Source organism: Allobranchiibius sp. GilTou38, assembly GCF_017565325.1.
Lineage (GTDB): Bacteria > Actinomycetota > Actinomycetes > Actinomycetales > Dermatophilaceae > Allobranchiibius > Allobranchiibius huperziae.
This window is the reverse complement of record NZ_JAGEKN010000015.1, coordinates 1-25,027: the sequence shown is the minus strand read 5'-3', so window position 1 is coordinate 25,027 and position 25,027 is coordinate 1. Positions and strand designations below refer to the sequence as shown.

Below are 25,027 nucleotides of genomic sequence, written 5' to 3'. Positions count from 1 at the left end.
ACCGGTCAGGCGTCCGTGCGGGTCGCCTCGGCCGCGCCCTTCTCGGTGCTGGAGTCGGCGCTGGCCAGGTTGCCGCCCAGGTCCTCCAGGTGCGCGCGCACGAACCACTGGAACTTCTCCAGCTCCGCGGTCTGACCGATGAGCATGTCCTCGGTGATCGGGTCGATCTCGCCGGCTGCTGCGATCGCCTTGCGGTTGTCCTCGACGACGCCGTTGTAGACCAGGTCGAGCGCGCCGAGGTGTGCGAGGACGGTGTCCCGGCCGATCGAGTAGTCCTTCCAGGTGCGGTCCCGCTCGATCGCACCGGGCGTCCCGGAGGGCGAGCCGCCCATGGTGGCGATGCGCTCGGCCACGGCGTCGGCGTACCCACGCACCAGATCGACCTGCGGGTCGATCATCTCGTGCACCGCGATGAAGTAGGGCCCGACGACGTTCCAGTGCACGTGCTTCAGCGTGAGGTGCAGGTCGTTGTAGGCGCTGAGCCGCTTCTGCAGGGTCTTGATGAGCTGCTCGGCGTCCTTGGTGGACACTCCGGGGACGGTGTAGCGCACGGCCATGGTGACTCCTCTGCCTGAGTCCGTCCGGATGTTGCGGCAGCTAGCGGCAAGGCACCGGATGGACTGAAATGGGACGTGATTCGCGGATTGTCTTCGACGTTACACCGCAGGGGCCGCCACGTCGGCAGCTCGCCCGGCTGCCGGTCAGTCGGTGATGCGGTCGACGACCGAGCGCAGCAGGCCCTTCTTGTGGGTCGTCCCGTCGTCGTCCATCTCGACCCTGCCACCGGCCCAGTCCGGGTCGTTCGGCCACGGTCCGACGGGGTCCAGCTCGGCCGGGTCGGCGTCGTCCGCCGGGTCGGCAAGGGCCCGGTCGAATGCTGCCTCGACCCCCACCAGTTCGTACCCGTCCGGCAGCAGATCGCGGCGGAAGTCGGTCTCGGAGCAGACCATGTCCTCGTGCAGGCTCTCCACCAGTGACTCCACCGTCGAACCGGGGACGTCCGCGAACTGACCGGCGAGCTTGCCGACCAGCGCGGTCGGCAGCAGCGGGATCTCGATCTGGGGGCGGGTGAGACCGGCGACCTTGGTGAAGAGTGCGAGCAGGTCGGAGTAGGGCATCCGCTCGGAGCCACCGATGTCGTAGGAACGCGATTCGCCGTCGTGGTCGACGCAGCCCGCCAGCGCCTTCACGGCGTCGACGATGGCGATCGGCTGCACCTGCGACTTCATCCAGGTGGGGACGGTGTGCACCGGGAGTCGCTCAGACAGCTGCCGCACGATCTCGAACGACGTGGAGCCGCTGCCCAGGAGGATCGCGGCACGCAACGCGTACGTCGGGATGCCGGAGCCGGTCAGGATGTCCTCGACCTCCAGGCGCGAACTGATGTGGTCCGACAGTTCGTCGTGGTCCACGGGAGGGACGATGCCGGACAGGTAGACGATGCGACTGACGCCGGCGTCGCGCGCACCGTCGGCGAACGTCTGCGCGGCGTCCCGGTCCTTCTGCATGAAGTCGTCGCCGCCCAGACCGTGGATCAGGTAGTACGCCGTGTGCACCCCGTCGAGGCCGGCGAGCACCTGCTCCTTGTCCGATACGTCGAGCTGCACGGCGTCGATCCGGTCCGACCACCAGAAACCGTCGGCCTTGTCGACGTCGTAGAAGCCGCCGGCGACGGAGTGACCGCGGCGCAGCAGCTCCGGGATGAGCCGTCCCCCCACGTATCCGCTGGCACCGGTGACGAGGACACGCTGGGACTGGGGCATTCTTCGACAGTACGGCGTGCACGCGGGCCCGTCAGCAGCGCCGCCCACCCCCGGCGGGCGGGCGGCACCGCCGAAGCGCGGCGCATACTGCACAGATGAGTCATGACGACGAGAAGCAGGTATCCGAGACCTCCATGATGACCCCGGGCGGCAGCGTGCAGGACTCGCCCGGCACCGACGACGGAGTACCCCCGGCGGAGGACTCCCAGACCGAGGCCGACGGCGCTCCGCGCGACTATCGCGCCGACAAGACCGTCTCGGACGAGACCACCCCGCAGGCCGACCCGGAGGAGTTGGGATGACATCGCAGGCCGCCCACGGATCGCCCGTCACGCAGGACGACGAGGCGCGCGACACCGTCTGGAAGCTCCTGGACAAGGCACGCTTCTGCATGATGACCACGGTCGACGACAACGGGCGCCTCGTGTCCCGGCCCATGGGCATCCAGCAGACCGACGACGATCTGCTGTGGTTCTTCGCAGCCGCTGACTCGCCGAAAGTGGCTGAGCTGCGAGCCGATCCGAGGATCAACCTGGCGTTCTCCGACTCAGACGACTTCATCTCGCTGAGCGGCACGGCGGAGGTCGTGCACGACCCGGCCAAGAACCGGGAGCTGTGGAACAAGTTCGCCGAGGCATGGCTGCAGGCCGAGCCGGAGGACGAGCGGGTGGTGCTCATCAAGGTCACCGCGGACACGGCGGAGTACTGGGACACCCCGGCCAAGCCGTCGCGTCTCGTCGGCATCGTGCGCACCCTCACGACGGGCGAGAAGCCGCCCGGCGGTGACAACAGGACGGTCGATCTCTGATCGACACCGGCGCCTGACCGGCGGCCGGGGCACGGGCGTCTGCCAGAACGCGCGGGCCTAAGTGAACGGCGTGACGATGTGATGCATCGCATCCCAATGTCGCAGCTGCTGTGCTACGACCACGATGGGTCGAGCGCCCTCGGCGGCTCGTAGCGCGTCGGTCAGGCGATCCACGGGCACCTTGCGTGAGAGCGTCAGGTGCGGGATCCACAGGTCGCCATCGTCGCGCAGATCGGCGACCGTTGCGCGCAGCACCGGGTCCGGTACGACGAGGTGCGCGACGACGAAGGGCCCGCGGCCGAAGACGACGGTCGCGCGGGCGGTCAGGCGAGCCGGCAGGAGGGGCCGCAGATCGCGGGCTGCACGCTCCAGGAGGTCGGCAGGCACCGTCGGCGCGGCCAGCAGCGTGAGGTGGGGACGGTGCGTCGGGCTGGTGCGGCGCCCCTCGGAGGGGATCTCCTGCTGCTCCAGTGCCTGCCATCCGGCCCGCACGGCTTCATCGGACGCCGGGTCGAGGCTCAGATCGAGCGAGGAGAACGGCACGGTCCGACTCTCGCATGCCAGCGACTCGTCACGGTGTCGTGACGGCGCGGGTGTCCTGGCACATCGACCAATCGCCGGTGCGCTCGTCGTGCCGCACAAGGCCCTGCGATTCGAATTCGCGCAGCCAACCGAGCATCGGATAGTCCCCCCAGCGACGGTGGAAGACGTTGGCATTGCGCACGATCGGCGCGACGTGCTGGACCGGTGGCGTACTCGTCGGATGGTGCTGGTGGTACGCGGTCGCTCCGCCCACCCAGGTCAGGCGGCCGCTCTCGCGGCCCAGGACGCGGGCGAGGTCGGTGTCCTCCGCGCCGTACCCGACGTAGTCCTCGCAGAACCCGCCGAGCCGGTGCCAGGTCGCCGCGGTGAGCGCGAAGGACAGCGACCAGAACAGCTCCAGCCGCGGTTCGTCCAGCAGTCGATCACCGTCGGGCACAGGGCGGGCGGGGTGTGGTCGGGAGAGCGCGAGGTCTGCAGCGCTGTACGACGCTTCGCCCCGCTCCAGCGCGGGCAGGTAGTGCACGGGGCCGCTCCAGATCACCGGCGTCGGACCGTCGGAGTCTGCTTCGGCGGACGTGACCTGGGCGTACCGCTCGAGCAGACGGACACCGGGCAGGCAGTCGACGTCGAGGAACACCAGGGAGTCCGCGCCGCCGTCGAGAGCAGCGGTGGCACCGGCGTTCCGCGCGGCGGCCAGGGGGAGACGTGCGGGGTCGGCGTCGACCGAGAGCACGTCGGTGTCAGGCACCCCCGACAGCAGTGGCGCGATCTGTTCGTCCCCCATCGAGACGACGACGTGCCGATCGGGACGGCGGGTGCCGCGCGCCAGATGCTCGACCTGGGCGGCCAGGTGCGCATGGCGACCGTGCGCGATCGTCACCAGCGCCAGGCGTTCACGGGCGCTCACAGCGACCCCAGCCCGTCGAGGGCGTCGGCTGCGCGCCGGGCCCCCTGCAGATCGTTCCAGCGCGACCATGACGTGCCGCCGGTTGCGACCGCGCGCGCCAGCAGTGCCGGCCAGTCGTTCGCGGCGGGCCAGCGCTCGCAGGTGACCGCGACGTCCCCGGCCGCGAGTGCGCGGACCGTCGCCAGCTGCTCGTCGTGCGGACGGGGCTGCGCCACGACCACGGCGGGACGGCGCAGTGCGGCAACCTCGGCCACGGCGTTCTGACCGGCGTGCGTGACGACCACCTGCGAGGCCGCCAGCAGATCACGCAGAGGGATCGCGCTGGGCCCGAAGTCACCACCGCAGAACGTCCAGCGCCAGTCGGGTGTCGCCGCCGCGACCGACGGGGCGAACCGCGCGGGCAGGTCCGCACCGCCGCCACCGAGCAGGCACGTCACGGAGCGCTGCGTCCCGGTTGCGGCCGGTGCAGGACCGACACGCGGCGCATCGAAACGCGAGAACGCCCCGGTGTGAACGGTCTTGGCGATCCATCGCTCCGGCCAGTGCGGCTCGGCGAACTCCGCGGGCCACGGGGCGAGCAGGGCCTGCGCCACGTCGTACGCCAGCTCGTGGGCCGGGTCGGCTCGCTCGCCGCGCATGGCGACCACCACGACGGGTACACCGAGGGTGCGCGCGAGGAGGGTCACCTCGACCGACACGTCGACCACCATCAGCCGCGGCCGGTGGGTGGCGATCCACGCCGAGATCGTCGCCATCCGCGCGGTGTATCCGCCGTGCCGTAGTGGCGCCCAGTGCAGCCGGCCGTGCGCCTCGATGTCAGCGTTCGACCCGGGCGGCGGATCGTCGTCCCGGGCCAACGGGACCCATTCGCCACGCCAGTCCGACGGCGCGTCGAGCGAACTCAGTGCCGTGACAGGGGATCGCAGGTGTCGAGCGAGGTTGGTCAGCCGCGCCAGGTGGCCCGACCCCTGGTGGTGCACGTAGTACCCGATCAACCGAGCACCTGCCGATAGATCGCGGCGTGCCGGGCCGCGACCTCGGTCTGCTTCGCGCGTCGCTCCTGCACGGTCGCGCCCTCGGTGGGCCGCAGCTCGCCGAGCACCTGCTGGACGACGTCCGGCCGGGCGTTGAGTGCCAGCGTCACCACAGGGTGCTGCTCGCCGTAGTACCCGATCGCGGGCGCGACGACGCTCGTGCCGACGTCCCAGCACGACTCGACCCATCCGGAGTGGGTGCCCCAGAGGTAGGGCAGGATCAGGGCGTCGATCCCGGACAGGAACTCCCACAGCTGACGTTCGTCGGTGTAGCCGGGCACCGCGCTGACCTCCCAGCGCCCCTCGCGTGCTCCGTCGGCGATCACGTTGCCGACCTCGTCGCCACCGGTGAGGATCGCGGCCGACACCCGGACCACGATGGATGTGTCGGCGGGTGCCTGCCGCAGCAGCGACAGTGCCGCGAGGGCATCGACGTTGGGACGCTGCGAGCGCAGGTTGAGACCGATCCGGCCGCCGCGGCGGGCCCGCGCCCGCACTCGCCGGCCCACCAGTCCGAGGTCGAACTGGTGGGGATGCGGTATGACGTGAGCTGTCACACCGTAACGACGCTTCAGCTCCTCCGCAGCGCCGCGGGTGAGCGTGATCGTCGCTGCCGCCGACCTGGTGAGCACGCCCAACGAGGCGTGGTGACGCTCCTGGCCGGGCGTGTGCGGGTTGTCCAGGTCGTGCACGGTGAGGACGAACGGGATGTCCTCCGAGATCAGGGTCTCGGTCCAGGTGCGCAGCTGCTGCGGCGTGCGGTGTTCGTAGCCGAAATGCAGGTGCATGAGGTCGACCTGGCCGGCGTACGCGCGCACCCAGGCCGGCTCGAGGGCCGGCGATGGGCGCCACGGGTCGTCGTACGACGTGCTGCCCGCAGGATCGGGCAGGTGCACGACGTCGGGCGCCCCGGCCAGGCAACGGTCGACGTAGGAGTGCCTGCCGGGGATGGTGCAGACGCGGATCGGACGGTGTTCAGGGCGCGAGGACATGGGGCGACGCGATCCGTGGCAGTGAACTGGCGATGACGGCGCGGTAGGCGTCGACGTACGAGCGGCTCATCTGGCGCAGCGAGAAGTGGCGCTCGGCGAAGCGTCGGACCTCGACCCGGGAGATCTCGTCGACGCGCTGAACGGCCTGCGCCATGGCGGCGACGTCGTCCGCAGGCACGAGACGACCGATCCGGCTGCACGTGAGGATGTCGGGGATGCCGCCGCGGCCGAACGCGACGACGGGCGTGCCGCACGCGAGCGCTTCGATGACCACCAGCCCGAAGGGCTCGTCCCAGGTGGGAGTGACCAGGACCGCGCGGGCATGGCGTACGTGCTCGACCTGGGCGGCGCCGGACAGGTGCCCGAGGTAGCGGATATCGGATCCGAGCCGATGCCGGATCTCGCGTTCGAAGTAGGCCTGGTCGCTGATCGGGCCGGCGAAGTCCAGCGGCAGGTGTGCCAGTCGTGCCGCCTCGATGGCGAGGTGGGGAGCCTTGTCGGGGGTGATCCGACCCGACCACCACAGCCGGTCACCGCCGGGTCCCGGGTGCCACCAGTCGAGGTCGACGCCATTGTGGATCACCGCCGGCACCTCCGGGAGTCGGTCCCAGGAGCGCGCGGTGTAGTCGCTGACGGCTGTGAACCCACCGACCTTGCCCGTCGCCGAGGCGATGGCAGACTCCAGCCACGGCGTGGGCGGGGTGTGCAGGGTGGTGAGGATCGGCACCTCGCAGGTGTCGGCCATGGCGAGCGGGAGATAGTGCAGCGAGTGGTTGTGGATGACGTCGAACCGGAAATGGCCCACCGCGGCCAGCCGACGCATGGCCGAGAGGTAGGTGTGATGCTCGGTCATGAACTCGGCTGCGGGCATCGAGTGGTCCTGGGTCGCGAGCTCGCTGGGCGCCCAGCGGCCGCCGTCGAGCGCCCACTGGTCCTCCACCTCGTCGGAACCCTCCCGGGCTATCAGGGTCACCTCGTGCCCGTCGGCGACCAGCTGGCTGCGCAGGTGCCACACCATCGATTCCAAGCCACCGGAGAACGGCGGGGCGATGTCGTTGCGGGCCGGTGCGAGCATCGCGACGCGCAGCCGGTCCGCGTCGCGCAGCGAGGGCGTGCGCCAGCTCATCGGGGCGTCACCGAGCGGGTGACGGCGATGCGGCATTGGAGCATGTCCACCTCGTTCGGCTCGGACGCGGGCGTCGCTGATGTGACCATAGACCCAGCTATCGAGGGCCTTGGGCTCTTTCCGCGCCAGGCAGCTCCGGGAGGACACGCACCATGAGTGACCTCACGTTCGTGCTCGCCGGACCGGTCCGGCACGGGGTGCGGCTGCATGCGCAGGCCCTAGGTCGGCGTACCCGGGGGGCCCCCCTGGTAAACATCGAGGACGGGACCCTGCCCCCAGGGCCGGTCCACCTGCATTTCACCGACCGCATCTTCGGTCGCGACGCGCTGGACGCCGCCGAGCGCCTGGCCGCTCTCGTGGGGACCCGTCCCCTGTCGGTCACACTGCACGACCTGCCCCAGCCCTCGGACGGTGCGTCCTTCGAACGGCGACGCCAGGGGTACGCGCGGGTGGTCGCCGGCGCGCGCGGGGTGCAGGTGAGCAGCGAGCACGAGCGGGGTCTGCTGGAGCAGGTGTGGGGTGCGTGCGGGGACGGCGCGATGCCGCCGGTCGCGGTGGTGCCGCTGCCGGTGGACCGACCGACGCGGTGGGGGCCGCCCGCAGGTGCGCAGGGCAGCACCGACGGCGCCGTCGTCGTGCTGGGCTTCGTCTACCCCGGCAAGGGACACGCCGAGACGCTGGCGGCGATGGCCTCCCTGCCGACGGGCGTGCCGCTGGTCGCGGTCGGCGCGCCGTCCGACGGTCACGAGGATCTCCTGACCGAGCTGGAGGACGAGGCGGCGGCGCAGGGTCGCTCGTTCGTCTGCACGGGATACGTCACCGACGGGGACCTCGAGCGCTGGACTGCCCGGGCCGGCACTCCGGTCAGCGCGCACACCCACATCTCTGCGTCCGGCTCGATCAACCGGTGGATCAGCGCCGCCCGTCGCCCCATCGTGACGCCCGGCGCGTACGTCGGCGAGCTGCATCGCCGCGCGCCGTGGGCCGTCACCGTCGCGGCCGATCTCCCGGCAGCGATCGGTGCGGCGCTGCACGACCCGACGTCGACGTGGATCCGTGAAGCCGAGTGGGACGGCGCCGCGTTGCCGGACACCGGGACCGCCGCGGCGATGCAGCTCGCCGCGATCGAGGCGATCGGGCTCGTGTGAGCGCGACCATCGGGGTCGTCATTCCCCACTACAACGACGAGAAGCGGCTGCGGTGGGTGCTGAACGCCCTTGCGAGCCAGTCTTTTCCGGCCGACCGCATGCACGTGGTGGTGGCCGACGACGGATCGGCTCCGACGCCCGTGCCGCCCCGTCTGCCCTACCGATGCGACGTGGTCGGCCAAGAGGACCGGGGCTTCCGAGCCGCGGCCGCGCGCAACCTGGGCGCCGCGACGGTGGAGGGCGACCTGCTGGTCTTCCTCGACGGCGACACCGTGCCGGCACCCGGATATCTCGCGGCGCTCGCCCGCGTGCACGAGCAGGCGCCGACGTACCTGCTCGGGGTCGGGCGACGGGAGCACGCCGACTTCGCCGGATGCACCGGCGAGCAGGTCGCGCAGTGGGTGCGGGACGGTCCACCGGCCGAGCGCAGGCTGCCCTCACCGGGGTGGCTGCGCGACGGGTACGCGCGCACCCACGACCTGCGCGACGCAGGTGAGGAGGACTTCCGACTGGTCATCTCGGCGGTGCTCGCGGTGGACCGTGCACTCTTCGAACGGGCCGGCGGCTTCGACGCGACGATCACCGGGTACGGCGGCGAGGACTGGGATCTGGCGTGGCGATGTTGGCTGCTCGGTGCGCGGCTGCGGCACGTGCCGGACGCCGTCGCCTGGCACGACGGCCCGGACGCCGGTGCACGCGCAGGTGCCCGAAGTGCGGCCCGTGCGGCCAAGGACGCCGAGTCCCTCGTGCTCGCCGAACGCATCACGCTGCCCAGCGTGCGAGGGCGGGGACTGCTCTGGGCCCGGCCCGACATCGCCGTGCGGCTGCACGGCCGGCACACCGAGGCAGAGCTCTTCCTCACCGCGTCGAGCCTGTTGCGCGACAGCGATGCGGGCATCTGGCTGGTCGACCACGCGGGCGTGCCGGAGGCACTGACCGCGGACCCCAGGGTGCACGCCGGACCGCTGCCGCCTGCCGTCGGCGACCGTGCCCGCGTTCTGGTCGATCTCTGGACACCACTGCTGCTGCAGGGCACGCTGACTGCAGCATGCGCGGCGGGCGAGGCGCACGTGCCAGGGGTGCTCCGGATCCGGAGCACCCGCGCGCTGGCACTCGGTGCGCCCGACCCCGCGCCCGTGCCGCGTCCGTCGTGGGCCGGTGCGGTGCCCGACGACGGGCTGGAACAGGTACTGGGACGGATGGATCGACGATGAGCGACCAGACGCACGAGCGGGCCGTGAACGATACGGACGGAACGAACGCTGCGGGACAGTCGGAGGACCAGGGGCGCCGCGAGCACTACGGCGAGTTCTACGGGCTGCACTCACCGGACAACCCCGACCTGCCGCTGCTGGTCGTCTACGGCAACTGCCAGGCGGAGGCGACCCGGGTGCTGCTCGACGGTGCCGCCGACGGTCGGTGGCGCACGCTGCGGATGCCGCCCGTGCACGAGCTGGTGGCCGACGATCTCCCGCATCTGCGCAAGGTGCTGGCCGACACGTCCTACCTGGTCGCACAGCCGATCGTCGACGGGTACCGCGACCTGCCGCTCGGCACGCAGGAGATCGCCCGCGAGCTCCCGGAGCGCGCGTCGATCGCGCGTTTCCCGTCGGTCTACTGGGCGGCGCTCTTCCCCACCCAGGTGATCGTCCGGGTGGAGGCGGGCGATCCGCCCGTCGTGCCCTACCACGACCTGCGGGTGCTGGTGGCGGCTGCGAACAGGGTGCCGGTGTCGTTCGAACCCGTCCACGCGGACGGCGTACGCGCGGTGCACGAGGACTCGCTCGCCCAGCTACGGCGACGCCAGGAGCACCACGGCACCATCGACGCCGCGACGATCCTCGAACGCGCTGGTGCGGACACCACGTGGGTCGTCAACCACCCGCACAACCACGTGCTGCTGCACGAGTCGCAGGCGATCCTGGAACGGCTCGGCCTGACCGGCGAGGTCAGCGACCCGGGTCGGGTGCTCCTCGGTGAGCTGCGTACCCCGGTCTACGCCGAGACGTTGGACGCCCTCGGGATCGACGGCGAGGGCAGCACGAGCTGGCAGATCCGCGGCGACGAGGTCGCCGAGCAGGAGGTGGCCGACGAACAGCTGCGCTGGTACGCCGAGCACCCCGAGGCGATCGAGACCGGACTGAAGCAGCACGCCGAGCTGGTGCGCACGCTCGGACTCTGAGCGCACGCTCCGAGGCGGTCGCGCGAGCGGCTTGTCATAGTGAGGGTGCGGCACCTCCGGCCGCCCGTCGGCTCGGGAAGGACGTTGAGCGTCATGTCGTGGACCGATGAGGTGTCCTCCGGGACGTTGTGCGCGCCGGATGCGCAGATCGCGCTCGGCCTGCCCGATGCCGTCCCGGCGCAACGGGTCCCGTTCGCGCTGCACCTGGCCGGCGAGCTGGCGCACTCGCTTCCGACGCCCGGCGGCGGGTCGACGATGCAGCTGTGGGACGCGATGTCGCGCATCGCGGCGTACGACCTGACCATCGCCCGTGCGCTCGAGCCGCACATCGACGCTCTCTCGATCCTGCACCAGGCCGACCTGTCCCCGAGCGACGTCGGCGCGGACGAGCGCTCGACCTGGGGCGTCTTCGCGGCGGAGGGCCCCGACGGGCGTCTCGCCGCCCGGGAGACCTCGACCGGATGGGTCGTCGACGGGGTCAAACCGTGGTGCTCCCTCGCCGGCCAGCTGTCCCACGCCCTCGTGACCGCGTGGACCTCGGACACCGACCGGCGACTCTTCGCCGTCTCCCTCGGCCACGATGTGCGCCCCCGCAGCGGGCAGTGGTCCAGCCGAGGCCTGGTCGACATCCCCTCTGCGCCGGCCGAATTCGCCGATGTCGCAGCGGTGCCGGTCGGCGAGCAGGGGTGGTACCTCGTACGACCGGGGTTCTGGTGGGGTGGGATCGGGGTCGCCGCGTGCTGGTACGGCGGTGCTGCGGGCGTGGCGCGCCGGCTCGCTCCGCGCCAAGCAGGCACGGGCCGTGCACCCGACCAGATCGCGCAGCTGCATCTCGGGGAGGCGGACACCCTGCTCTTCGCGGCGCGGGCCGCTCTGGCGCATGCGGCCGCTCACATCGACGATTCCGCGGCACGGGCCGACGACGAAGTGCTCGCGCGGCGGGTGCGAGGTCTTGTCCGCTCGGTCGTCGACGACGTCCTCGGCACCACCGCCCGGGCCACCGGACCCGCGCCGCTCACCTTCGACGAGGAGCACGCCCGCCGGGTCGCCGACCTGTCGGTCTACGTCCGTCAGGATCACGGTGAGCGTGACCTGGCCGCCCTGGGCGCGCGGCTCGCCATCGACCGGCCCGAGGGATGACGCCGGCGTTCGACCATCTCGACAGCGGTCGCCCGGAGCAGGAGTGGCTCGCCGACGAGCGGTGGGGGAGTCTGCCGACGTTGACGATCCGGCCAGGCCACGGCCTGCGGCGGCTCGTGGTGATCGCGGCCCATCCCGACGACGAGACGCTCGGCGCCGGCGGCCTGCTGCACCTGGTCGCGCAGGCCGGTGTGCCCGTCGACGTGATCGTCGCCTCGGACGGCGAGGGATCGCACCCGGACTCCCCGACGTACGACCGGGCGCAGCTGGCACGGGTACGACGGATCGAGGTGATGGACGCCGTCGCGATCCTGGCGCCCGCCGCGCGCGTGCGGCACCTGGGCCTGCCCGACGGCGACCTCGCCGCCCACGCCGCGTCGGTGGCGGCAGCGCTGCGCGAATCGGTCGCGGACCTCGGGGTCGGTGCGGTGATCGCCGCGCCGTGGCGGCACGACGGGCACACCGATCACGACGCGCTCGGCGCGGTGGCCGCACAGGTCGCCGAGCAGACCGGTGCGCTGCTGCTGGAGTACCCGATCTGGCTGTGGCACTGGGGCTCCGGCGACGATGTCCCGTGGGCGCGGATGCGGGTGCTGCCATTGCAGGACGAGCAGCGCGCGGCCAAGCGGCGCGCGCTCGCGACCCATGTGTCCCAGATCGAGCCGCTGTCAGGCGCGCCCGGCGACGAAGTGCTGCTCGGAGCGGGGATGCTGGCGCACTTCGACCGGCCGTTCGAGACGTTCGTCGACTCCTCGGGGCTCGCCGAGGTGGAGCTCTTCGAACGACTGCACGCGACGCGCGGCGACCCGTGGCAGGTGCGCAGCAGCGACTACGAGAGCCGCAAACGCGACCTGACCGTCTCGATGCTCCCGGCGCGACGCTTCGCGCGCGCCTACGAGCCGGGGTGCTCGGTCGGCGAGCTCAGTGCCGCACTCGCTCCGCACTGCGACAGCCTGATCTGCCAGGACCTGAGCGCGACGGCGGTACAGGAGGCGACTGCCCGGCTCGCGGCGTACCCGCAGGTGCAGGTGCGCCAGGGCAGCGTGCCGCGCGACTGGCCGGAGGGCGATTTCGATCTGATCGTGCTGTCGGAGATCGGCTACTTCCTCAGCCCGGTGGATCTGGACGCCGTGTTGCGTCGGGCGCGCATGACGCTGCGCTCTGGTGGGTATGTCCTCCTGTGCCATTGGGCGCACCCGATCGAGGGCTGGGAGTTGGACGGCCGCGACGTGCACGCTCGTGCCGGGCAACTGCTCGACCTGCCGGTGCACGCCCGGCATGTCGACGACGACGTACTGCTGGAGGTGTTCGGGCCGTGTCCGTGATCGAACGGGTCGGGGTGGTGGTGCCCGCACGTGACGAGGCGGCGTTGCTGCCCCGCTGCCTGGGCGCCCTGGACGCGGCGACGGAATGGCTGCGGGTGAAGCGCCCACACGTCCGAGTCAGCGTCATGGTCGTGCTCGACTCCTGCGTCGACGCCAGTGCCGTCGCGGTCGGCAGGCACCCGGATGTCCTGATCGCCCCCACGTCGGCCGGCAACGTCGGAGCGGCGCGCCAGACCGGAGTGCGCCGGCTCGTCGTCGCGGCGGCGCCCGACTGGTTCGCCACCACGGACGCGGACTCGGCGGTCCCGGTCGACTGGCTGGTGCACCAGGTCGACGCCGCGGCATCGGGCCTGCACCTGCTGCTCGGGACGGTCGTGCCCGACGACACGGAGATCACCGCAGCGCAGTTCGCGCGCTGGCAGGCGCGGCACAGCGACGGGGACGGACACGGCTACGTCTACGGCGCCAACCTCGGTTTCAGCCGGAGGGCACTGGATGCGACCGGCGGCTTCCGTCCGCTCCCGGCGCACGAGGACGTCGACTTCGCCGAACGGGTCAAGGCCGTCGGGTTGCGATGGGCAGCCTCCGCGGCGCTGCCGGTGCTGACCTCCGCACGCACGATCGGGCGTACGCCGGACGGTTTCGCCGGCTACCTGCGCGACGACCTCGACGGCCGCCCGGTGCGCGGCGCCTGATCCACCCACGGCTCACGCCCGGTGGGCGCGCCGGTCACTGGTCGTCGCCGGACCCGGCGGAGGAGAACCGCGCCCGGCCCAGTTGATCCGCAGCGGCCTCGTAGTCGTCGTCGGCGCCGTAGGTGAGCACGCCGGCGAGCTGGCCGTCCCGGCCGTAGCGCACCGTGAATCCCCCCGTGCGCTCGGTGACTGACACGTCGTCCCAGCCGTCGCCCCAGGCCGAGTACTTCAACTGGTGCGCGCCGATCTCGCTCCAGAATCCGGGGGGATCGCTCCATTCGGTGTCGTGCCCGGCGGCGCCCCCGCCGGCGATCTCACCCATCGTCGACGCATCGCCCCAATGCTCCACCGACAGCGTCCGTCCGGCACGGGCATGGTGGGCGTGCACCGCATCGCCCGCGGCCCAGACGTCGCGCATGGTGGTCCGCAGCCGCTCGTCCACGACGATGCGCCCGTCGTACATCGCGAACCCGCTGTCCTGCAGGAAATCGGTGCTGGGCGTCACGCCGGTCGCGGCCAGCACGAGGTCTGCCGCGTGGGTGCGGCCGTCGTCGGTGTGCACGGTGCGCGGTGCGTGCACGCCGGTGACGGTCGCATCGGTCACCAGTCGCACGCCGAGCTCGGTCAGCCACCCAGTGATCACCTCGGACGCGTGCGCGCCGAGTCGGGCGGCCTGTGGGCCGTGCTCCGATGTGATCAGCGTGGTCTCGATACCCCGCATGGCGAGGGACGCCGCGGCTTCGCAGCCGATGAAGCCCGAACCGATCACCACGGCCGTCCGGGCGTGCGCGGCGGCCGTGCTGAGGGCCCGGGCATCACGCAGGCTCCGCAGATAGAGCACCTGCGCGTCGTCGTCGGCTACGGGTAGTGGTGTCGGATGCGCACCGGGAGCCAGGACCAGCCGGTCGTAGGTGTGCTCGTCGTCGCCCACCGTCACCGTGTGGTGCAGCGGGTCCACGTGCGCGACGGGCCGACCCAGGAGCACGTCAACGCCGCTCAGCCCCTGCTCGTCGTCCAGGATCGGCATGACATGGGGAGCGCTCGTCGTGTCGCGCAGCATCTCCTTGGACAGCGGGGGCCGCTGGTACGGCAGGTCGACATCGGCGGTGAAAAGCGTTACCGGGCCGTCCCCGCCGACGTCCAGGTACTCCCTGGCGGCGGCGACACCGGCCGGTCCGCTCCCGATCACGATGAGTGCGTGGTGTGCCACGTGGAGGTGACGCCTTCCTGAGGTGGTGGTGGTCGCGAACGGGCCCGACGGTTCAGGAGTAGAGGGGCCGGTCGTCGGACTCGGTGTCCTGATGGGCCGAGCCCGTGGGTTGGGCATGCGGCCCGCCGATGTGCTCGCCGCCGTCGTAGACGAACGCGATGCCACCACCCGGATGGCTCGCGATCGCCTCGCCCAGGCGCTTGATCTCCACGGGAGGGCCGGCGAGGCCGTCGGCGTCGAGCCGTGCCTGGAGCATTTCGGCGATCTCGTCGGTATTGGCTCCGTGCGCGCTGTCGGCGACCTCCTGGATCAGCTCCGTCCACCGGCGTACACCGTCCGGTCCGACCCGCTCGGCGAAGCCGGTGCTGACCGTGACCTGAGCGGGAGGAGCGTCGTTCTCTGAGGATTCGGGGGTGGGGTCCGTCATGGGGATCTCCGTTCGAGGCGGGGAAGGTACATCTGTAGTAGTAACCGTTCTGGGCGCGGACAACCGTTGCTGCTTCCACCACCGTGCACCTGGGTACGGTGCGCACCGCGCGCGGTGGGTGGGACGATGCGCGGGCCGGGTATGACGCACCATCGCACGAGCGGTCCGGTGCCCGTGGAGGCGGTGCCCCGGCGGGTGTCGGTGCGCGTGGCTACGGTGAGCCAATGAGCGATCAACCGGGCACCACTCCCGAAGAGACCCCCGTCCCCGCCGGCTCCGAGACCATTCCCGACCAGGCTGCCGACGGCCGGCCCGCCGACACCTCCAAGGCCGGTCCGACCGACGCGGCCGCGGGCGGCGAGACGATCGGCGCCAGCACGCCGCAGCATCAGGAGGGTCTGGAGAAGGACCCCAGCGACTGGGTGACCGGCGACGAGCCGATGACCGCGGCGCAGCGCAGCTACCTCGACACCCTGGCCAAGGAGTCGGGTGAGCAGTTGCCGGCCGACCTGACCAAGGCGCAGGCCTCCGAACACATCGACCGGTTGCAGGGCAAGAGCCCGCGCGTCGACTGAGTTCCCGCACCCACCACGTGGCGCAGCCCGCTCGCGGCGGCGCCACCTGGTCGCGTACGCCTACCCGTCCACCACTCGTCGCGGTCCGACGCGACGCGAGGTCGCGGCGTCATGCGGAGTACAAAGGAGCAAGAGGCCACGATCTGGCCAGCCCACGGCAACGACGCCGTCGGTGACGAAAGGTGATCACGCATGACGAGCGAATACCGCACGGAGAACCCCGCGACCGGTGAGGTGCTGAAGACCTTCCCCGAGCTCGACAAGCAGGGCGTGAAGACCGCGCTGGACGCCGCCGAGCGCGGCTACTCCGCCTGGCGCGCGACCGACGCCTCGGACCGTGCGGCCGCCCTCGGTCGCACGGCCGACCTCTACGAGCAGCGGTCGGACGAGCTGGCCCACACGATCGCCCGCGAGATGGGCAAGCCGCTCAAGCAGGCCGCCGGCGAGGTGGCCCTGGCTGCCGCGATCTACCGCTATTACGCCGAGCAGGGTCCCAAAGGTCTGGTCGAGGACACCCTCGACGACCGTTCGGTGGTGCGCAAGGAGCCGGTCGGCGTCCTCCTCGGGATCATGCCGTGGAACTTCCCCTACTACCAGGTCGCCCGTTTCGTCGCCCCGAACCTGTTGCTGGGCAACGCCGTCCTGCTCAAGCACGCCCCGATCTGCGCGGCCTCCGCGCTGCTCATGGAGGAGATCCTGCACGAGGCTGGGGTCGACAAGGGTGCCTACCAGAACATCTTCGCGAGCAACGACCAGGTCGCCGACATGCTCGCCGACCCGCGGGTCCAGGGAGTCTCGCTCACCGGGAGCGAGCGCGCCGGTGCGGCGGTCGCCGAGGCGGCGGGCCGCAACCTGAAGAAAGCCGTGCTCGAGCTGGGCGGCTCCGACCCGATGATCGTGCTCGACTCCGCGGACGTGGCGAAGACGTCGAAGATCGCGGCCCGCGCGCGCCTGTCCAACTGCGGGCAGGCCTGCAACTCCCCGAAGCGGATGTACGTGATGGCCGACCTTTATGACGACTTCGTCGATGGCCTGACCGCCCAGTTCGAGGGGTCGAAGGTCGGGGACCCGTTCGAGGACGACACCCAGGTCGGTCCGATGTCCTCCGCTTCCGCTCTGGACCTGCTCGAGGAGCAGGTCAAGGACGCGATCGACAAGGGCGCGACGGTCCGCACGGGTGGCAAGCGGCTCGACCGCGACGGGTCGTTCATGGCACCCACCGTGCTGACCGACGTCACCAAGGACATGCGCGCCTACACCGAGGAGCTCTTCGGTCCGGTCGCCGTCGTCTACAAGGTGGCGTCCGCCGACGAGGCCGTCGACGCGGCCAACGCATCGGAGTTCGGGCTGAGCGGATCGGTGTGGACCACCGACGCGGACAAGGGTCGCGCGGTCGCCGAGCGGCTCGACGTCGGGATGGCGTTCGTCAACGAGCACGGCACCACCGCGCCGGACCTGCCCTTCGGTGGCGTCAAGCGGTCCGGATACGGCCGGGAGCTGGCGGCGTACGGCATGGACGAGTTCGTCAACAAGAAGCTGGTGCGCGGCTCCGCCAAGTAGCTGCGTTTCCATGCCGAACGCCGGTGTCCGCCCCTTCGGGAGTGCGGGCCCCGGCGTTCGGCGTGACGGGTGTCTCCTCGACCCGCGGAATGGCTTCAGCGTCCGGCTGGTTGGACCGAAGTAGAAAGTTCAACCGTCTCTCTGCTGGAGGAATTGCTGTGCCCACTGCTTTCGACCCGATCCGCATCGGCCGCTGGGATCTGCCGCAGCGCTTCGTGATGGCCCCGCTGACCCGCAACCGTGCGAGCGAGGGCGAGGCCCCCGCCCAGCTGAACGCCGAGTACTACTCCCAGCGTGCGACCGCCGGTCTGATCATCACCGAGGGCACCCAGCCCAGCGCCGTCGGCCAGGGCTACATGGCCACGCCGGGCATGCACAGCGACGCCCAGGTCGAGGGCTGGCGCCAGGTCGCAGACGCCGTGCACGCACGTGGCGGAAAGATCGTCGTCCAGCTCATGCACGCAGGCCGGATCGCGCACCCGGACAACAAGAACGGCATCGAGACCATCGCGCCCAGTGCCATTGCGGCCCCGGGCAAGATCGTGACGCCGACCGGTCAGCAGAGTTACCCGACGCCGCGCGCGCTGGAGACCTCGGAGATCCCCGCGCTCATCGAGGACTTCGTCTCGGCGTCCCGCAACGCCATCCGCGCCGGCCTCGACGGTGTCGAGATCCACGCCGCGAACGGCTACATCCTGCACCAGTTCCTCGCCCCGTCGAGCAACCAGCGCACCGACGCGTACGGCGACTCCCCGACGGCGCGGGCTCGCATCGTGGTCGAGGTCGCCAAGGCCGTGACCGAGGCCATCGGTGCCGACCGGGTCGGCATGCGCATCTCGCCGGCGCACAACATCCAGGGTGTGCTGGAGGAGGACGAGGTCCAGACCCGCGCGACCTACGAGTCGCTGGTCGACGGGATCGCGCCGCTCGGGATGGCCTACCTGAGCATCCTCGCCGACCCCGCGTCGACGCTGGTCTCCGATCTGCGCACCCGCTTCGGCGGACCGGTCATCGTCAACTCCGGCTTCTCCAGCGTCACCACCCTGGACGACGTCAACGAGGTGCTGGAGAAGGGGCACGCCGACGCGGTCGCCGTGGGCCGTGAGTTCCTGGCGAACCCCGACCTCGCCGAGCGCTGGCGCGCCGGTGCCGAGCTGAACGAGCCGAACTCGGACACGTTCTACGGCGGCGGCGCCGAGGGGTACACCGACTACCCGACGCTGCAGGAGTCGGCCGAGCGTCGCTCCGCCTGACCCCGAGCTGACTGAGCCGGGCGGGTCCTCGTGGACCCGCCCGGCTTCGTCATGTGTGCTCGCTTACGCCGGACTTCGAGGCGTGCCAACGGCGTACGGCATGCAGCAGGTCCTCTGCGAGCGGCTGCGGATTGTGCGCGACCTCCCACCGGAAACCGTCCGGATCGGAGAAATAGCCGGAGTAGCCGCCCCAGTCGCGGTGCTCTCCCGGCGACACCTCGCCGCCTGCCGCCCGCGCGACCTGCAGGACGGAGTCGACCTCGGCCGGGGACCCCACGTTGTGCGAGAGCGTCACCGGTGCCAGCCCGCTCATCGGCTCGCCGACCTCCGCGACGAAGCCCTCGCGCGACCAGAGCGACAACATCACCGTCGGCCCGACGGGTAGGAAGATCACCTCGCCGGGGGCCTCGAACGCCGGCTGCCATCCCAGTCCGTCGACGTAGAACCGGCGCGAGGTGGCCGTGCTGGCGACGGCCAGGGTGATGAACGACAGATGCTGTTCCATGGTCCGGAAGCTACTCGCGCCCAGCGACATCCCGGGATCCGGCAGCATCAGCACCGGCAGGGTCGACATGATGGTCGTGTCGTCGGCGGGTACGCCGGACGACCGCTCGCTCACGCGCCACGCAAGCCGAGGAGTTGCCGCATGCCGCAGACAAGTGGCGACGTCACGGACCTGCCCCTCGACGGGGTGCGTGTCGTCACGCTCGCGGTCAACCTGCCCGGCCCGGTCGCGGGTGCTCGCTTGCACGCACTGGGTGCGCGGGTCGCCAAGGTCGAACCGCCGACCGGCGATCCGCTGGCCGCGGCGTGCCGCTCCTACTACGACGAGCTGGTGGCGGGCCAGGATCTCGTGCAGCTCGATCTCAAGCGCGAGGCCGGACGGGCGTCGTTGTGGCAGTTGCTCGACGACGCCGATCTCCTGCTCACCTCCTCTCGTCCTCGGGCCCTCGAGCGGCTCGGCCTCGACCGGCAGTCGGTGCGGTCGCGGATGCCCCGGCTGTCGTACGTCGCGATCGTCGGTGACCCTGGCGCCGCCGGCGACCTTCCCGGTCACGACCTCACCTACCAGGCGAGCGCGGGCACGCTGCGTCCCCCGCAGATGCCGACGGTGCTCGTGGCCGACCTGGCCGGTGCCGAACGCGCGACGGCCGAGTCCTGTGCGGTGCTGCTGCACGCGGCGCGCACGGGGGAGGGTGGCTACCGCGAAGTGGTGCTGAATGAGGTCGCGTACGACATGGCGCAGGCCGCCCACCACGGCCTCACCGCACCGGGCGGACCTCTGGCCGGTGGGCTCCCGGGATACGGCATCTACGAGGCATCCACCGGTTTCGTGGCCGTCGCGGCGCTGGAGCCGCACTTCTGGCAGGAGCTGGTGCGAGGACTCGGTGTCGAGGGCAGCCGGCGTGACTTCGAGGCGACCTTCCGCACCCGACCCGCGGACGAGTGGGAGGTCTGGGCGCAGGAGCGAGGGCTGCCCGTCGTGGCGGTGCGGGCACCGTGAGACTCCTCGCGGTCGCCGACGTTTCGACCATGCACACCGGGGCACATCTGCCCCGGTGTGCATGGTCGAAACTCAGTCTGCGAGCAACTCGTCCGTTCGCGGGTCGGGGGAGCCGTCGTAGTAGCGATCCAGCACCTGGGTGAAGAGACGTTCAGCGGGATCGGCCCGCAGGAAGAGCGTCATCGACGACCGCAGCTTGACCCCGTCGATGCCGCCCAGGATCTGCACGGCGGAGCGGCCCCGCACACCGATCAGCGCTTCGCAGCACTCCCGCAACCGCGGGCCGAGCACGGGGTGCTGCAGGTACGCGCGAGCCTCGGGCAGGCCCGATACGGCGTACCGCTGCGCCGTCGGGCTCATGCCCAGGCCGGCGATCTGGGGGAAGACGAACCACATCCAGTGGCTGCGCTTGTCGCCCGCGCGCAACTCGCGCAGAGCGGTGTCGTAGGTGCCACCGTCCTGAGCCGTCTCGAAGCGCTCCAGTTCGAAGCTCATGCCCGACGTCCTGACAGCAGGGACCGCGTTGGGCCGAGCCGGTCCGAGCGCAGACCGCCGGCCCGTTTCGCCTCGCCCACCCGGCGAGGTTATCGACGGGCGAGGAGCCCGACAAGCAGTTCGAGCGCGACTCAACGGACTCCTACGAGCACGCGGTCGTCGCCGTGCTGCCAGACCGTTCCGATCTCGGTGAAGCCGGCGTCGCGCAGGTAGCGGACGTGGTCGTCGAGGGACGGCAGGTCGGGCACGTCGTGCTCGATGGGACGCGCTCCTCGGACGCCGACGAGGTCGGCCAGCTCGGGTGCGCGACCGACCGCATCCCACCAGGCGGCCCAGTCCTCGTTCGCGCCGGTACCGACCCGACTGACCCGTGCGTCGCGTACGACGCGGGTGAGGTGCTGCAGTTGCGCGCGGCCGTCCGTCTCGAGGAGATGGTCGCCGTCCACCAGTACACCACCGGGCCGCAACAACCTGCCGGCGGTCGCGTAAACGGCAGCGAGCTGCGGGCCGGTGAGCCAGTGCAGAGCGGTGGTGCTCACGATCGCGTCGACACTGCCGTCCCACAGATGCGCGGCTGCAGCCCACCCCTCGTCGCGAAGGTCATGCTCGACCACGTGCAGACCCGCACGGTCGCCGTAGGCGCTCCGCGCCAGCCCGAGCAGGAGGGGGTCGGCGTCGACGGCGACCAGCCGGGCGTGCGGGATGCGGTCGAGCAGCCGCACCGACAGCGATCCGGGGCCCGCGCCGAGATCGACGACGACCGGCGAGGGAGCGTCGGCGACCACGGCTGCGACGACGTCGCCGATCACCGCGAAGCGCTCGTCGCGGTCCGGGACGTAACGCTCCTGTTGCGCATCCCACCGCCGCAGCCACTCAAGCGCACGTGCCGGGGCCGGTCCGATCTTGTTACTGGTAAAGTTAGTCATGTCAGTCACGCTAGAGAGAAGGATGTGACTAGTCAAGTGGATTTCGGCAGTCATGTTGACGGTGTGGTGGCGGTGGGGCGCGAACTCGTCAACGTCGCGACCCCCGGTGAACGGCAGGGCCGGCCGTACGACGTGCCCGGTCCGGCGCAGTTGCTGTCCGGGCTCGCCGACGCGGTCCGGCTCAGCGGGCGCGACGCGCGCGTGCCTGATGCCGGCGCGATGGACGCGTTCATCGACCTCGCGCGGCGGGTGCGCCCGGTCTACGAGTTGGTCGAGGCCCGGGAGATGGATCAGGCCGCCGAGGTGACGAACGCGCTGCTCGATCGCTACGCGGCGCGTCCACGGCTCGAGTCGCACGGTGGCCAGCCGTGGCATCTGCACTTCCACGGGGATCGCGGGGCGGACGCTTCCGGCTGGGGTGCGGCGGTGGGGATGGGACTCGCGACCGTCCTCGGCAGCGAGTACGCAGACCGGCTGGGCGTCTGCGCCGCACCCGCGTGCGACCGCGTCTTCGTCGACGTCTCACGCAACGGGTTGCGCCGCTTCTGCTCCGAGGCGTGTCAGAGCCGCGTCAAGGCCGCCGCCCACCGCGCGAGGCAGCGCGCCTGACCCCGGCCCGACCGCCCGCCGCGACGTCGGTTCAGCCGAGGGCGGGAGCCAGGTCGGCGAGGCGGCGCGCCGCCGCTTCGAAGTCGGCGTCGTACGGCGTGCCGACCACGACGTGGTCGGCACCCATGGCGCGGTGCTGGGAGATCGCGTCGTTCAGCTCGTCCGGACCGGACTCGCCGACGGGCACGTACACGATCAGCAGGCGGTCGGCGCCGATCTGGTCGCGCACCTGCGCCGTGAACTGCGGCGACTGGCCGGCGGGCAGGGCGCCGTCTGCCAGTTCGGCGGCCACTGCGGTCATCCGAGGGCCGTTGGCAGCCAGCAGCATCGGGTAGTCGCGGTCGGTGAGCTGGTCCAGGTAGTGCCGCGCGGTCTGCAGCGGACTGCCGTACTCACGCCCGACGCTCGCGGCCTGCTGAGGCCATCCGACGCCCACTCCGAGCAAGAACCGACCCGGAAACGCCTGGGCGAGCTGGGTGGCGGCAGCATGAGCGGTCTGGGCGGGCCGCACCCAGGCGTTGGCGATGCAGGTGCCGACGACGGCGTCCGCGGTGGCGGCCAACCACAGAGCCGACCGCACCAGCGCGTCAGCGCCGACGATCTCGTTCGTCCAGATCGCGCGGTACCCGGATGCTTCGAGCTCCCGCACGCCGGCGACCTGCCCGACGATCGCGGGCGCCGACGCGCTCACCCCGATGCACGCGCCGACCGGGCCGAGCCTGACACGCAGATCCCTGATGTCATCCGCTGTCGTCACGTGCCCACCGTAATCCGGACATGGCGACGGTGCCGGCCCGCACGATCACGCGTCCAGGCGCGCCACCAGGGTGCGCGGCGCGGTCCGTCGGTACGACGCGTCGAGCAGCTCGCGCACCTCGTCCCAGTCCGGCTCGGCGCCGGCGAGGTCGAGGGCCAACCACCCGGACGGGCCGAGATAGGCGGGCACGTGCACGCGGTCGTCGTCCAGCAGCGCGGCCCGTTCGTCCGCGTCCGGCAGGAAGAGCAGTGCATGGGCGAGCAGGTCGGACCCGTGGTCGCCCCTCACCGACCCGCCGTAGTAGGCGAAGACCTTGGTCGTGAAGAACGTCGGGCGGCCGTGCGCCACCTTCTCCTGCGCCTGCGGGAACGCCAGTGCCAGCTCGCGCAACCGCCGCAGCAGGGGATCGTCGTCGTCGAACCTGATCGGGTGCGCCATCGCGCCACGGTACGACGCAGCACCGACTGCGGACGAAGATTTCAGTCGTGCCCGAGAGCGCCCGGTGTGGTGTCCGGCGCGGGCTCCACCGCAGCCAGGCGGGCGATGGCCACCGACATGAGCGCCAGCAGGATCACCATCGCCGGGAACACCCAGTACCCGGGACGCAAGGCCTCCTTGTAGACGACGACCCCGATGACGACGCTCGCCAGGGGGTCGACCACGGCGATCGTGGGCTGGCTGGCGACCAGCGGACCCGCCTGATAGGCGAGCTGGCACAGCAGGATCCCCGAGACGCCGACGACGACGACGGCGTACGGCGTCCAGCTGGTGAGCAGGGTCGGGATGCCGTGTTCGAACTTCTGCGTGCACGTCTTCAGCAGAGCGGCGTTGATCGCATAGAGGATCCCGACCGCGATACCGAGTGAGGTGGTGCGCCATTGCATGGTGTGGGCTCGCCGCGCGATCACGACGCAGCTGGCGATGATCACGATCCCGATGGCCGCGGCGATCGACGCCGGGATCTGGTCGACCGTCTCGAACTTGGCGTTGACCGAGCTGATGCCGGACACGAAGAGGAAGCCGATCAGCGTGGCGATGAGCAGCACCGCCCAGCGGATCTCCGCGCCGGGGATGGTGCGGGCCTCGACGTGCCGCAGCAGGAGAGCGAAGAGCAGGCCGAGGGAGAGCAGCGGCTGCACCACCGAGATGGCGCCGACGTGCAGCGCCACGATCTGCAGCACGACTCCCGCGAGGTCGGCGATGAGGCTGAGCAGCCACAGCGGGTGCAGGACCGTGGAGATGCCGAACCGCCACAACTGCCGCACGGTGAAACCCGCCAGCTGCGGCACCCTGGTCGCCGTGCTGTGCTTCAGCACCGCCGAGATGGCGAAGGCGAACGCGGCCGCAAGGGACACCACGACGACCAGGAGGTTGCCGGTCATCCGGCAGACCTGTCGCGAGGACCCGAACGCGGACACATGGCACAAGCATTGCCGATCGACCCTGCGAATTCGGTGAGGGTGTGATCGCGCGGCGTGGACCGGCGCCACCGGTGTACGTTTTCGCGAGACCCGACCCGTCCCGTCGGCGACCCCGGCCGCGCCGGCCCCGCAGCGCAAGGAGCACCGACGATGCCCACGATCGCGGTCGTGAACGGCCCGAACCTGGACCGCCTCGGCACCCGGGAGCCGGGCGTCTACGGCACCGAGACGTTGGCCGATGTCGAGAAGCGCTGCCACGACGCGGCATCCGCTGCGGGCCTGGGCACCAGGTTCTTCCAGAGCAACAGCGAGGGCGCGCTCGTGGACCACCTGCACGACCTGGTGGGCACGATCGACGGGCTGGTGATCAACGCCGCGGCGTACACCCACACGTCGGTCGCGATCCGTGACGCCCTCCAGGTGCTCGACGTGCCCTTCGTCGAGGTGCACATCTCCAACGTGCATGCGCGCGAGAGCTTCCGGCACACGTCGTACCTCAGCGACATCGCAGCGGGAGTGATCGTGGGCTGCGGCACCCAGGGGTACGAGTTCGCCGTCCAACGGCTCGCGGCCCTGATAGGCGCCGACGGGAGCTGACGTCGCAAAAGGACGAGTGACGCAGGTCGA

Annotated in this window: 29 protein-coding genes; 14 read left to right on the top strand and 15 right to left on the bottom strand. The window is 71.2% G+C overall.

The window, feature by feature from the left end; translation table 11 throughout:
* Positions 1-5 precede the first annotated feature (5 nt).
* Both JOB34_RS15990 and JOB34_RS15985 read right to left on the bottom strand, forming a co-directional pair.
* Positions 6-557 carry a DNA starvation/stationary phase protection protein gene (locus JOB34_RS15990; protein ID WP_208053633.1) on the bottom strand — a complete coding sequence of 184 codons (552 nt, stop codon included), beginning with the start codon at positions 555-557 and terminating at the stop codon, positions 6-8.
* A 144-nt stretch (positions 558-701) separates the two neighbouring features.
* Positions 702-1,763: an NAD(P)H-binding protein gene (locus tag JOB34_RS15985; protein ID WP_208053632.1), complete on the bottom strand. Its 1,062-nt coding sequence runs from the start codon at positions 1,761-1,763 to the stop codon at positions 702-704.
* Between the two features lie 95 nt (positions 1,764-1,858).
* Here JOB34_RS15985 and JOB34_RS15980 point away from each other — a divergent pair, with 95 nt between their 5' ends.
* Positions 1,859-2,065, top strand: a complete 207-nt coding sequence (locus JOB34_RS15980; protein WP_208053631.1) for a hypothetical protein — start codon at positions 1,859-1,861, stop codon at positions 2,063-2,065.
* Complete coding sequence (locus JOB34_RS15975; protein WP_208053630.1) at positions 2,062-2,571, top strand: pyridoxamine 5'-phosphate oxidase family protein; 510 nt, start codon at positions 2,062-2,064, stop codon at positions 2,569-2,571. Before JOB34_RS15980 ends, JOB34_RS15975 begins: the two co-directional genes overlap by 4 nt.
* Positions 2,572-2,628: 57 nt before the next feature.
* Here the strand turns inward: JOB34_RS15975 and JOB34_RS15970 are convergent, their stop codons facing one another.
* Genes JOB34_RS15970 through JOB34_RS15950 form a run of 5 tightly spaced genes read right to left on the bottom strand, consistent with a single transcriptional unit; the run spans position 2,629 to position 7,209 of the window.
* On the bottom strand, positions 2,629-3,114 hold the full coding sequence (locus tag JOB34_RS15970) for a 2'-5' RNA ligase family protein (protein ID WP_208053629.1): 486 nt from the start codon (positions 3,112-3,114) through the stop codon (positions 2,629-2,631).
* A 28-nt stretch (positions 3,115-3,142) separates the two neighbouring features.
* Positions 3,143-4,021 (bottom strand): galactosyltransferase-related protein, encoded by an 879-nt coding sequence (locus JOB34_RS15965; protein WP_208053628.1) that lies wholly within the window; start codon positions 4,019-4,021, stop codon positions 3,143-3,145.
* Positions 4,018-5,016, bottom strand: a complete 999-nt coding sequence (locus JOB34_RS15960) for a glycosyltransferase (RefSeq protein ID WP_208053627.1) — start codon at positions 5,014-5,016, stop codon at positions 4,018-4,020. Before JOB34_RS15960 ends, JOB34_RS15965 begins: the two co-directional genes overlap by 4 nt.
* The gene (locus JOB34_RS15955; protein WP_208053626.1) at positions 5,013-6,047 is read right to left on the bottom strand and encodes a glycosyltransferase; all 1,035 of its coding nucleotides are present in this window, start codon (positions 6,045-6,047) and stop codon (positions 5,013-5,015) included. Before JOB34_RS15955 ends, JOB34_RS15960 begins: the two co-directional genes overlap by 4 nt.
* Entirely contained in the window at positions 6,031-7,209 is a 1,179-nt protein-coding gene (locus tag JOB34_RS15950) for a glycosyltransferase family 4 protein (protein ID WP_208053625.1), read from the bottom strand. The genes JOB34_RS15955 and JOB34_RS15950 overlap by 17 nt, the downstream gene beginning before the upstream one ends.
* A 116-nt stretch (positions 7,210-7,325) precedes the next feature.
* Between JOB34_RS15950 and JOB34_RS15945 the strand changes: the two genes are divergently transcribed.
* From JOB34_RS15945 to JOB34_RS15920, 6 genes are all read left to right on the top strand, one after another.
* Positions 7,326-8,321: a hypothetical protein gene (locus JOB34_RS15945; RefSeq protein WP_208053624.1), complete on the top strand. Its 996-nt coding sequence runs from the start codon at positions 7,326-7,328 to the stop codon at positions 8,319-8,321.
* Positions 8,318-9,535 carry a glycosyltransferase gene (locus tag JOB34_RS15940; RefSeq protein ID WP_208053623.1) on the top strand — a complete coding sequence of 406 codons (1,218 nt, stop codon included), beginning with the start codon at positions 8,318-8,320 and terminating at the stop codon, positions 9,533-9,535. The genes JOB34_RS15945 and JOB34_RS15940 overlap by 4 nt, the downstream gene beginning before the upstream one ends.
* Entirely contained in the window at positions 9,532-10,503 is a 972-nt protein-coding gene (locus JOB34_RS15935) for a WcbI family polysaccharide biosynthesis putative acetyltransferase (RefSeq protein WP_208053622.1), read from the top strand. Before JOB34_RS15940 ends, JOB34_RS15935 begins: the two co-directional genes overlap by 4 nt.
* A gap of 93 nt (positions 10,504-10,596) precedes the next feature.
* Positions 10,597-11,643, top strand: a complete 1,047-nt coding sequence (locus tag JOB34_RS15930; RefSeq protein WP_208053621.1) for an acyl-CoA/acyl-ACP dehydrogenase — start codon at positions 10,597-10,599, stop codon at positions 11,641-11,643.
* Positions 11,640-12,968, top strand: coding sequence for a bifunctional PIG-L family deacetylase/class I SAM-dependent methyltransferase (locus JOB34_RS15925; protein WP_208053620.1), 1,329 nt, complete (start codon positions 11,640-11,642; stop codon positions 12,966-12,968). The genes JOB34_RS15930 and JOB34_RS15925 overlap by 4 nt, the downstream gene beginning before the upstream one ends.
* Positions 12,959-13,663, top strand: coding sequence for a glycosyltransferase (locus tag JOB34_RS15920; RefSeq protein ID WP_208053619.1), 705 nt, complete (start codon positions 12,959-12,961; stop codon positions 13,661-13,663). Before JOB34_RS15925 ends, JOB34_RS15920 begins: the two co-directional genes overlap by 10 nt.
* A 34-nt stretch (positions 13,664-13,697) precedes the next feature.
* Here the strand turns inward: JOB34_RS15920 and JOB34_RS15915 are convergent, their stop codons facing one another.
* Positions 13,698-14,873, bottom strand: coding sequence for an NAD(P)/FAD-dependent oxidoreductase (locus JOB34_RS15915; protein WP_208053618.1), 1,176 nt, complete (start codon positions 14,871-14,873; stop codon positions 13,698-13,700).
* 52 nt (positions 14,874-14,925) lie between these two features.
* Positions 14,926-15,300 (bottom strand): hypothetical protein, encoded by a 375-nt coding sequence (locus JOB34_RS15910; protein WP_208053617.1) that lies wholly within the window; start codon positions 15,298-15,300, stop codon positions 14,926-14,928.
* 365 nt (positions 15,301-15,665) lie between these two features.
* Between JOB34_RS15910 and JOB34_RS17740 the strand changes: the two genes are divergently transcribed.
* The 3 genes from JOB34_RS17740 to JOB34_RS15895 all read left to right on the top strand — a co-directional run bounded on the left by JOB34_RS17740 (position 15,666) and on the right by JOB34_RS15895 (position 18,688).
* The gene (locus JOB34_RS17740; RefSeq protein ID WP_233767628.1) at positions 15,666-15,875 is read left to right on the top strand and encodes a DUF3072 domain-containing protein; all 210 of its coding nucleotides are present in this window, start codon (positions 15,666-15,668) and stop codon (positions 15,873-15,875) included.
* A 192-nt stretch (positions 15,876-16,067) separates the two neighbouring features.
* Positions 16,068-17,435, top strand: coding sequence for an NAD-dependent succinate-semialdehyde dehydrogenase (locus JOB34_RS15900; protein ID WP_208053615.1), 1,368 nt, complete (start codon positions 16,068-16,070; stop codon positions 17,433-17,435).
* Positions 17,436-17,593: 158 nt separating this feature from the next.
* A complete protein-coding gene (locus JOB34_RS15895; protein ID WP_347813897.1) occupies positions 17,594-18,688 on the top strand; it encodes an alkene reductase in 1,095 nt (364 codons plus the stop codon).
* Positions 18,689-18,737: 49 nt separating this feature from the next.
* Here JOB34_RS15895 and JOB34_RS15890 read toward each other — a convergent pair whose 3' ends face one another.
* Complete coding sequence (locus JOB34_RS15890; protein ID WP_347813896.1) at positions 18,738-19,307, bottom strand: VOC family protein; 570 nt, start codon at positions 19,305-19,307, stop codon at positions 18,738-18,740.
* A gap of 27 nt (positions 19,308-19,334) precedes the next feature.
* On the opposite strand from JOB34_RS15890, the gene JOB34_RS15885 reads away from it, so the two are divergent.
* Positions 19,335-20,192, top strand: coding sequence for a CoA transferase (locus JOB34_RS15885; RefSeq protein WP_208053613.1), 858 nt, complete (start codon positions 19,335-19,337; stop codon positions 20,190-20,192).
* Positions 20,193-20,264: 72 nt separating this feature from the next.
* Here JOB34_RS15885 and JOB34_RS15880 read toward each other — a convergent pair whose 3' ends face one another.
* Both JOB34_RS15880 and JOB34_RS15875 read right to left on the bottom strand, forming a co-directional pair.
* Positions 20,265-20,687 (bottom strand): DUF1810 domain-containing protein, encoded by a 423-nt coding sequence (locus JOB34_RS15880; protein ID WP_208053612.1) that lies wholly within the window; start codon positions 20,685-20,687, stop codon positions 20,265-20,267.
* A gap of 131 nt (positions 20,688-20,818) precedes the next feature.
* The gene (locus JOB34_RS15875) at positions 20,819-21,613 is read right to left on the bottom strand and encodes a class I SAM-dependent methyltransferase (RefSeq protein ID WP_208053611.1); all 795 of its coding nucleotides are present in this window, start codon (positions 21,611-21,613) and stop codon (positions 20,819-20,821) included.
* A 24-nt stretch (positions 21,614-21,637) separates the two neighbouring features.
* Here JOB34_RS15875 and JOB34_RS15870 point away from each other — a divergent pair, with 24 nt between their 5' ends.
* The gene (locus tag JOB34_RS15870; protein ID WP_208053610.1) at positions 21,638-22,222 is read left to right on the top strand and encodes a CGNR zinc finger domain-containing protein; all 585 of its coding nucleotides are present in this window, start codon (positions 21,638-21,640) and stop codon (positions 22,220-22,222) included.
* Positions 22,223-22,253: 31 nt separating this feature from the next.
* Here JOB34_RS15870 and JOB34_RS15865 read toward each other — a convergent pair whose 3' ends face one another.
* The 3 genes from JOB34_RS15865 to JOB34_RS15855 are packed head-to-tail and all read right to left on the bottom strand — an operon-like array spanning position 22,254 to position 24,361.
* Positions 22,254-22,979, bottom strand: a complete 726-nt coding sequence (locus JOB34_RS15865; protein WP_208053609.1) for an LLM class flavin-dependent oxidoreductase — start codon at positions 22,977-22,979, stop codon at positions 22,254-22,256.
* Between the two features lie 45 nt (positions 22,980-23,024).
* On the bottom strand, positions 23,025-23,417 hold the full coding sequence (locus JOB34_RS15860) for an MmcQ/YjbR family DNA-binding protein (RefSeq protein WP_208053608.1): 393 nt from the start codon (positions 23,415-23,417) through the stop codon (positions 23,025-23,027).
* 41 nt (positions 23,418-23,458) lie between these two features.
* Complete coding sequence (locus tag JOB34_RS15855; RefSeq protein WP_208053607.1) at positions 23,459-24,361, bottom strand: DMT family transporter; 903 nt, start codon at positions 24,359-24,361, stop codon at positions 23,459-23,461.
* Between the two features lie 189 nt (positions 24,362-24,550).
* Here JOB34_RS15855 and aroQ point away from each other — a divergent pair, with 189 nt between their 5' ends.
* The gene (gene aroQ, locus JOB34_RS15850) at positions 24,551-24,997 is read left to right on the top strand and encodes a type II 3-dehydroquinate dehydratase (RefSeq protein WP_208053606.1); all 447 of its coding nucleotides are present in this window, start codon (positions 24,551-24,553) and stop codon (positions 24,995-24,997) included.
* The last annotated feature ends 30 nt before the right edge of the window (positions 24,998-25,027 follow it).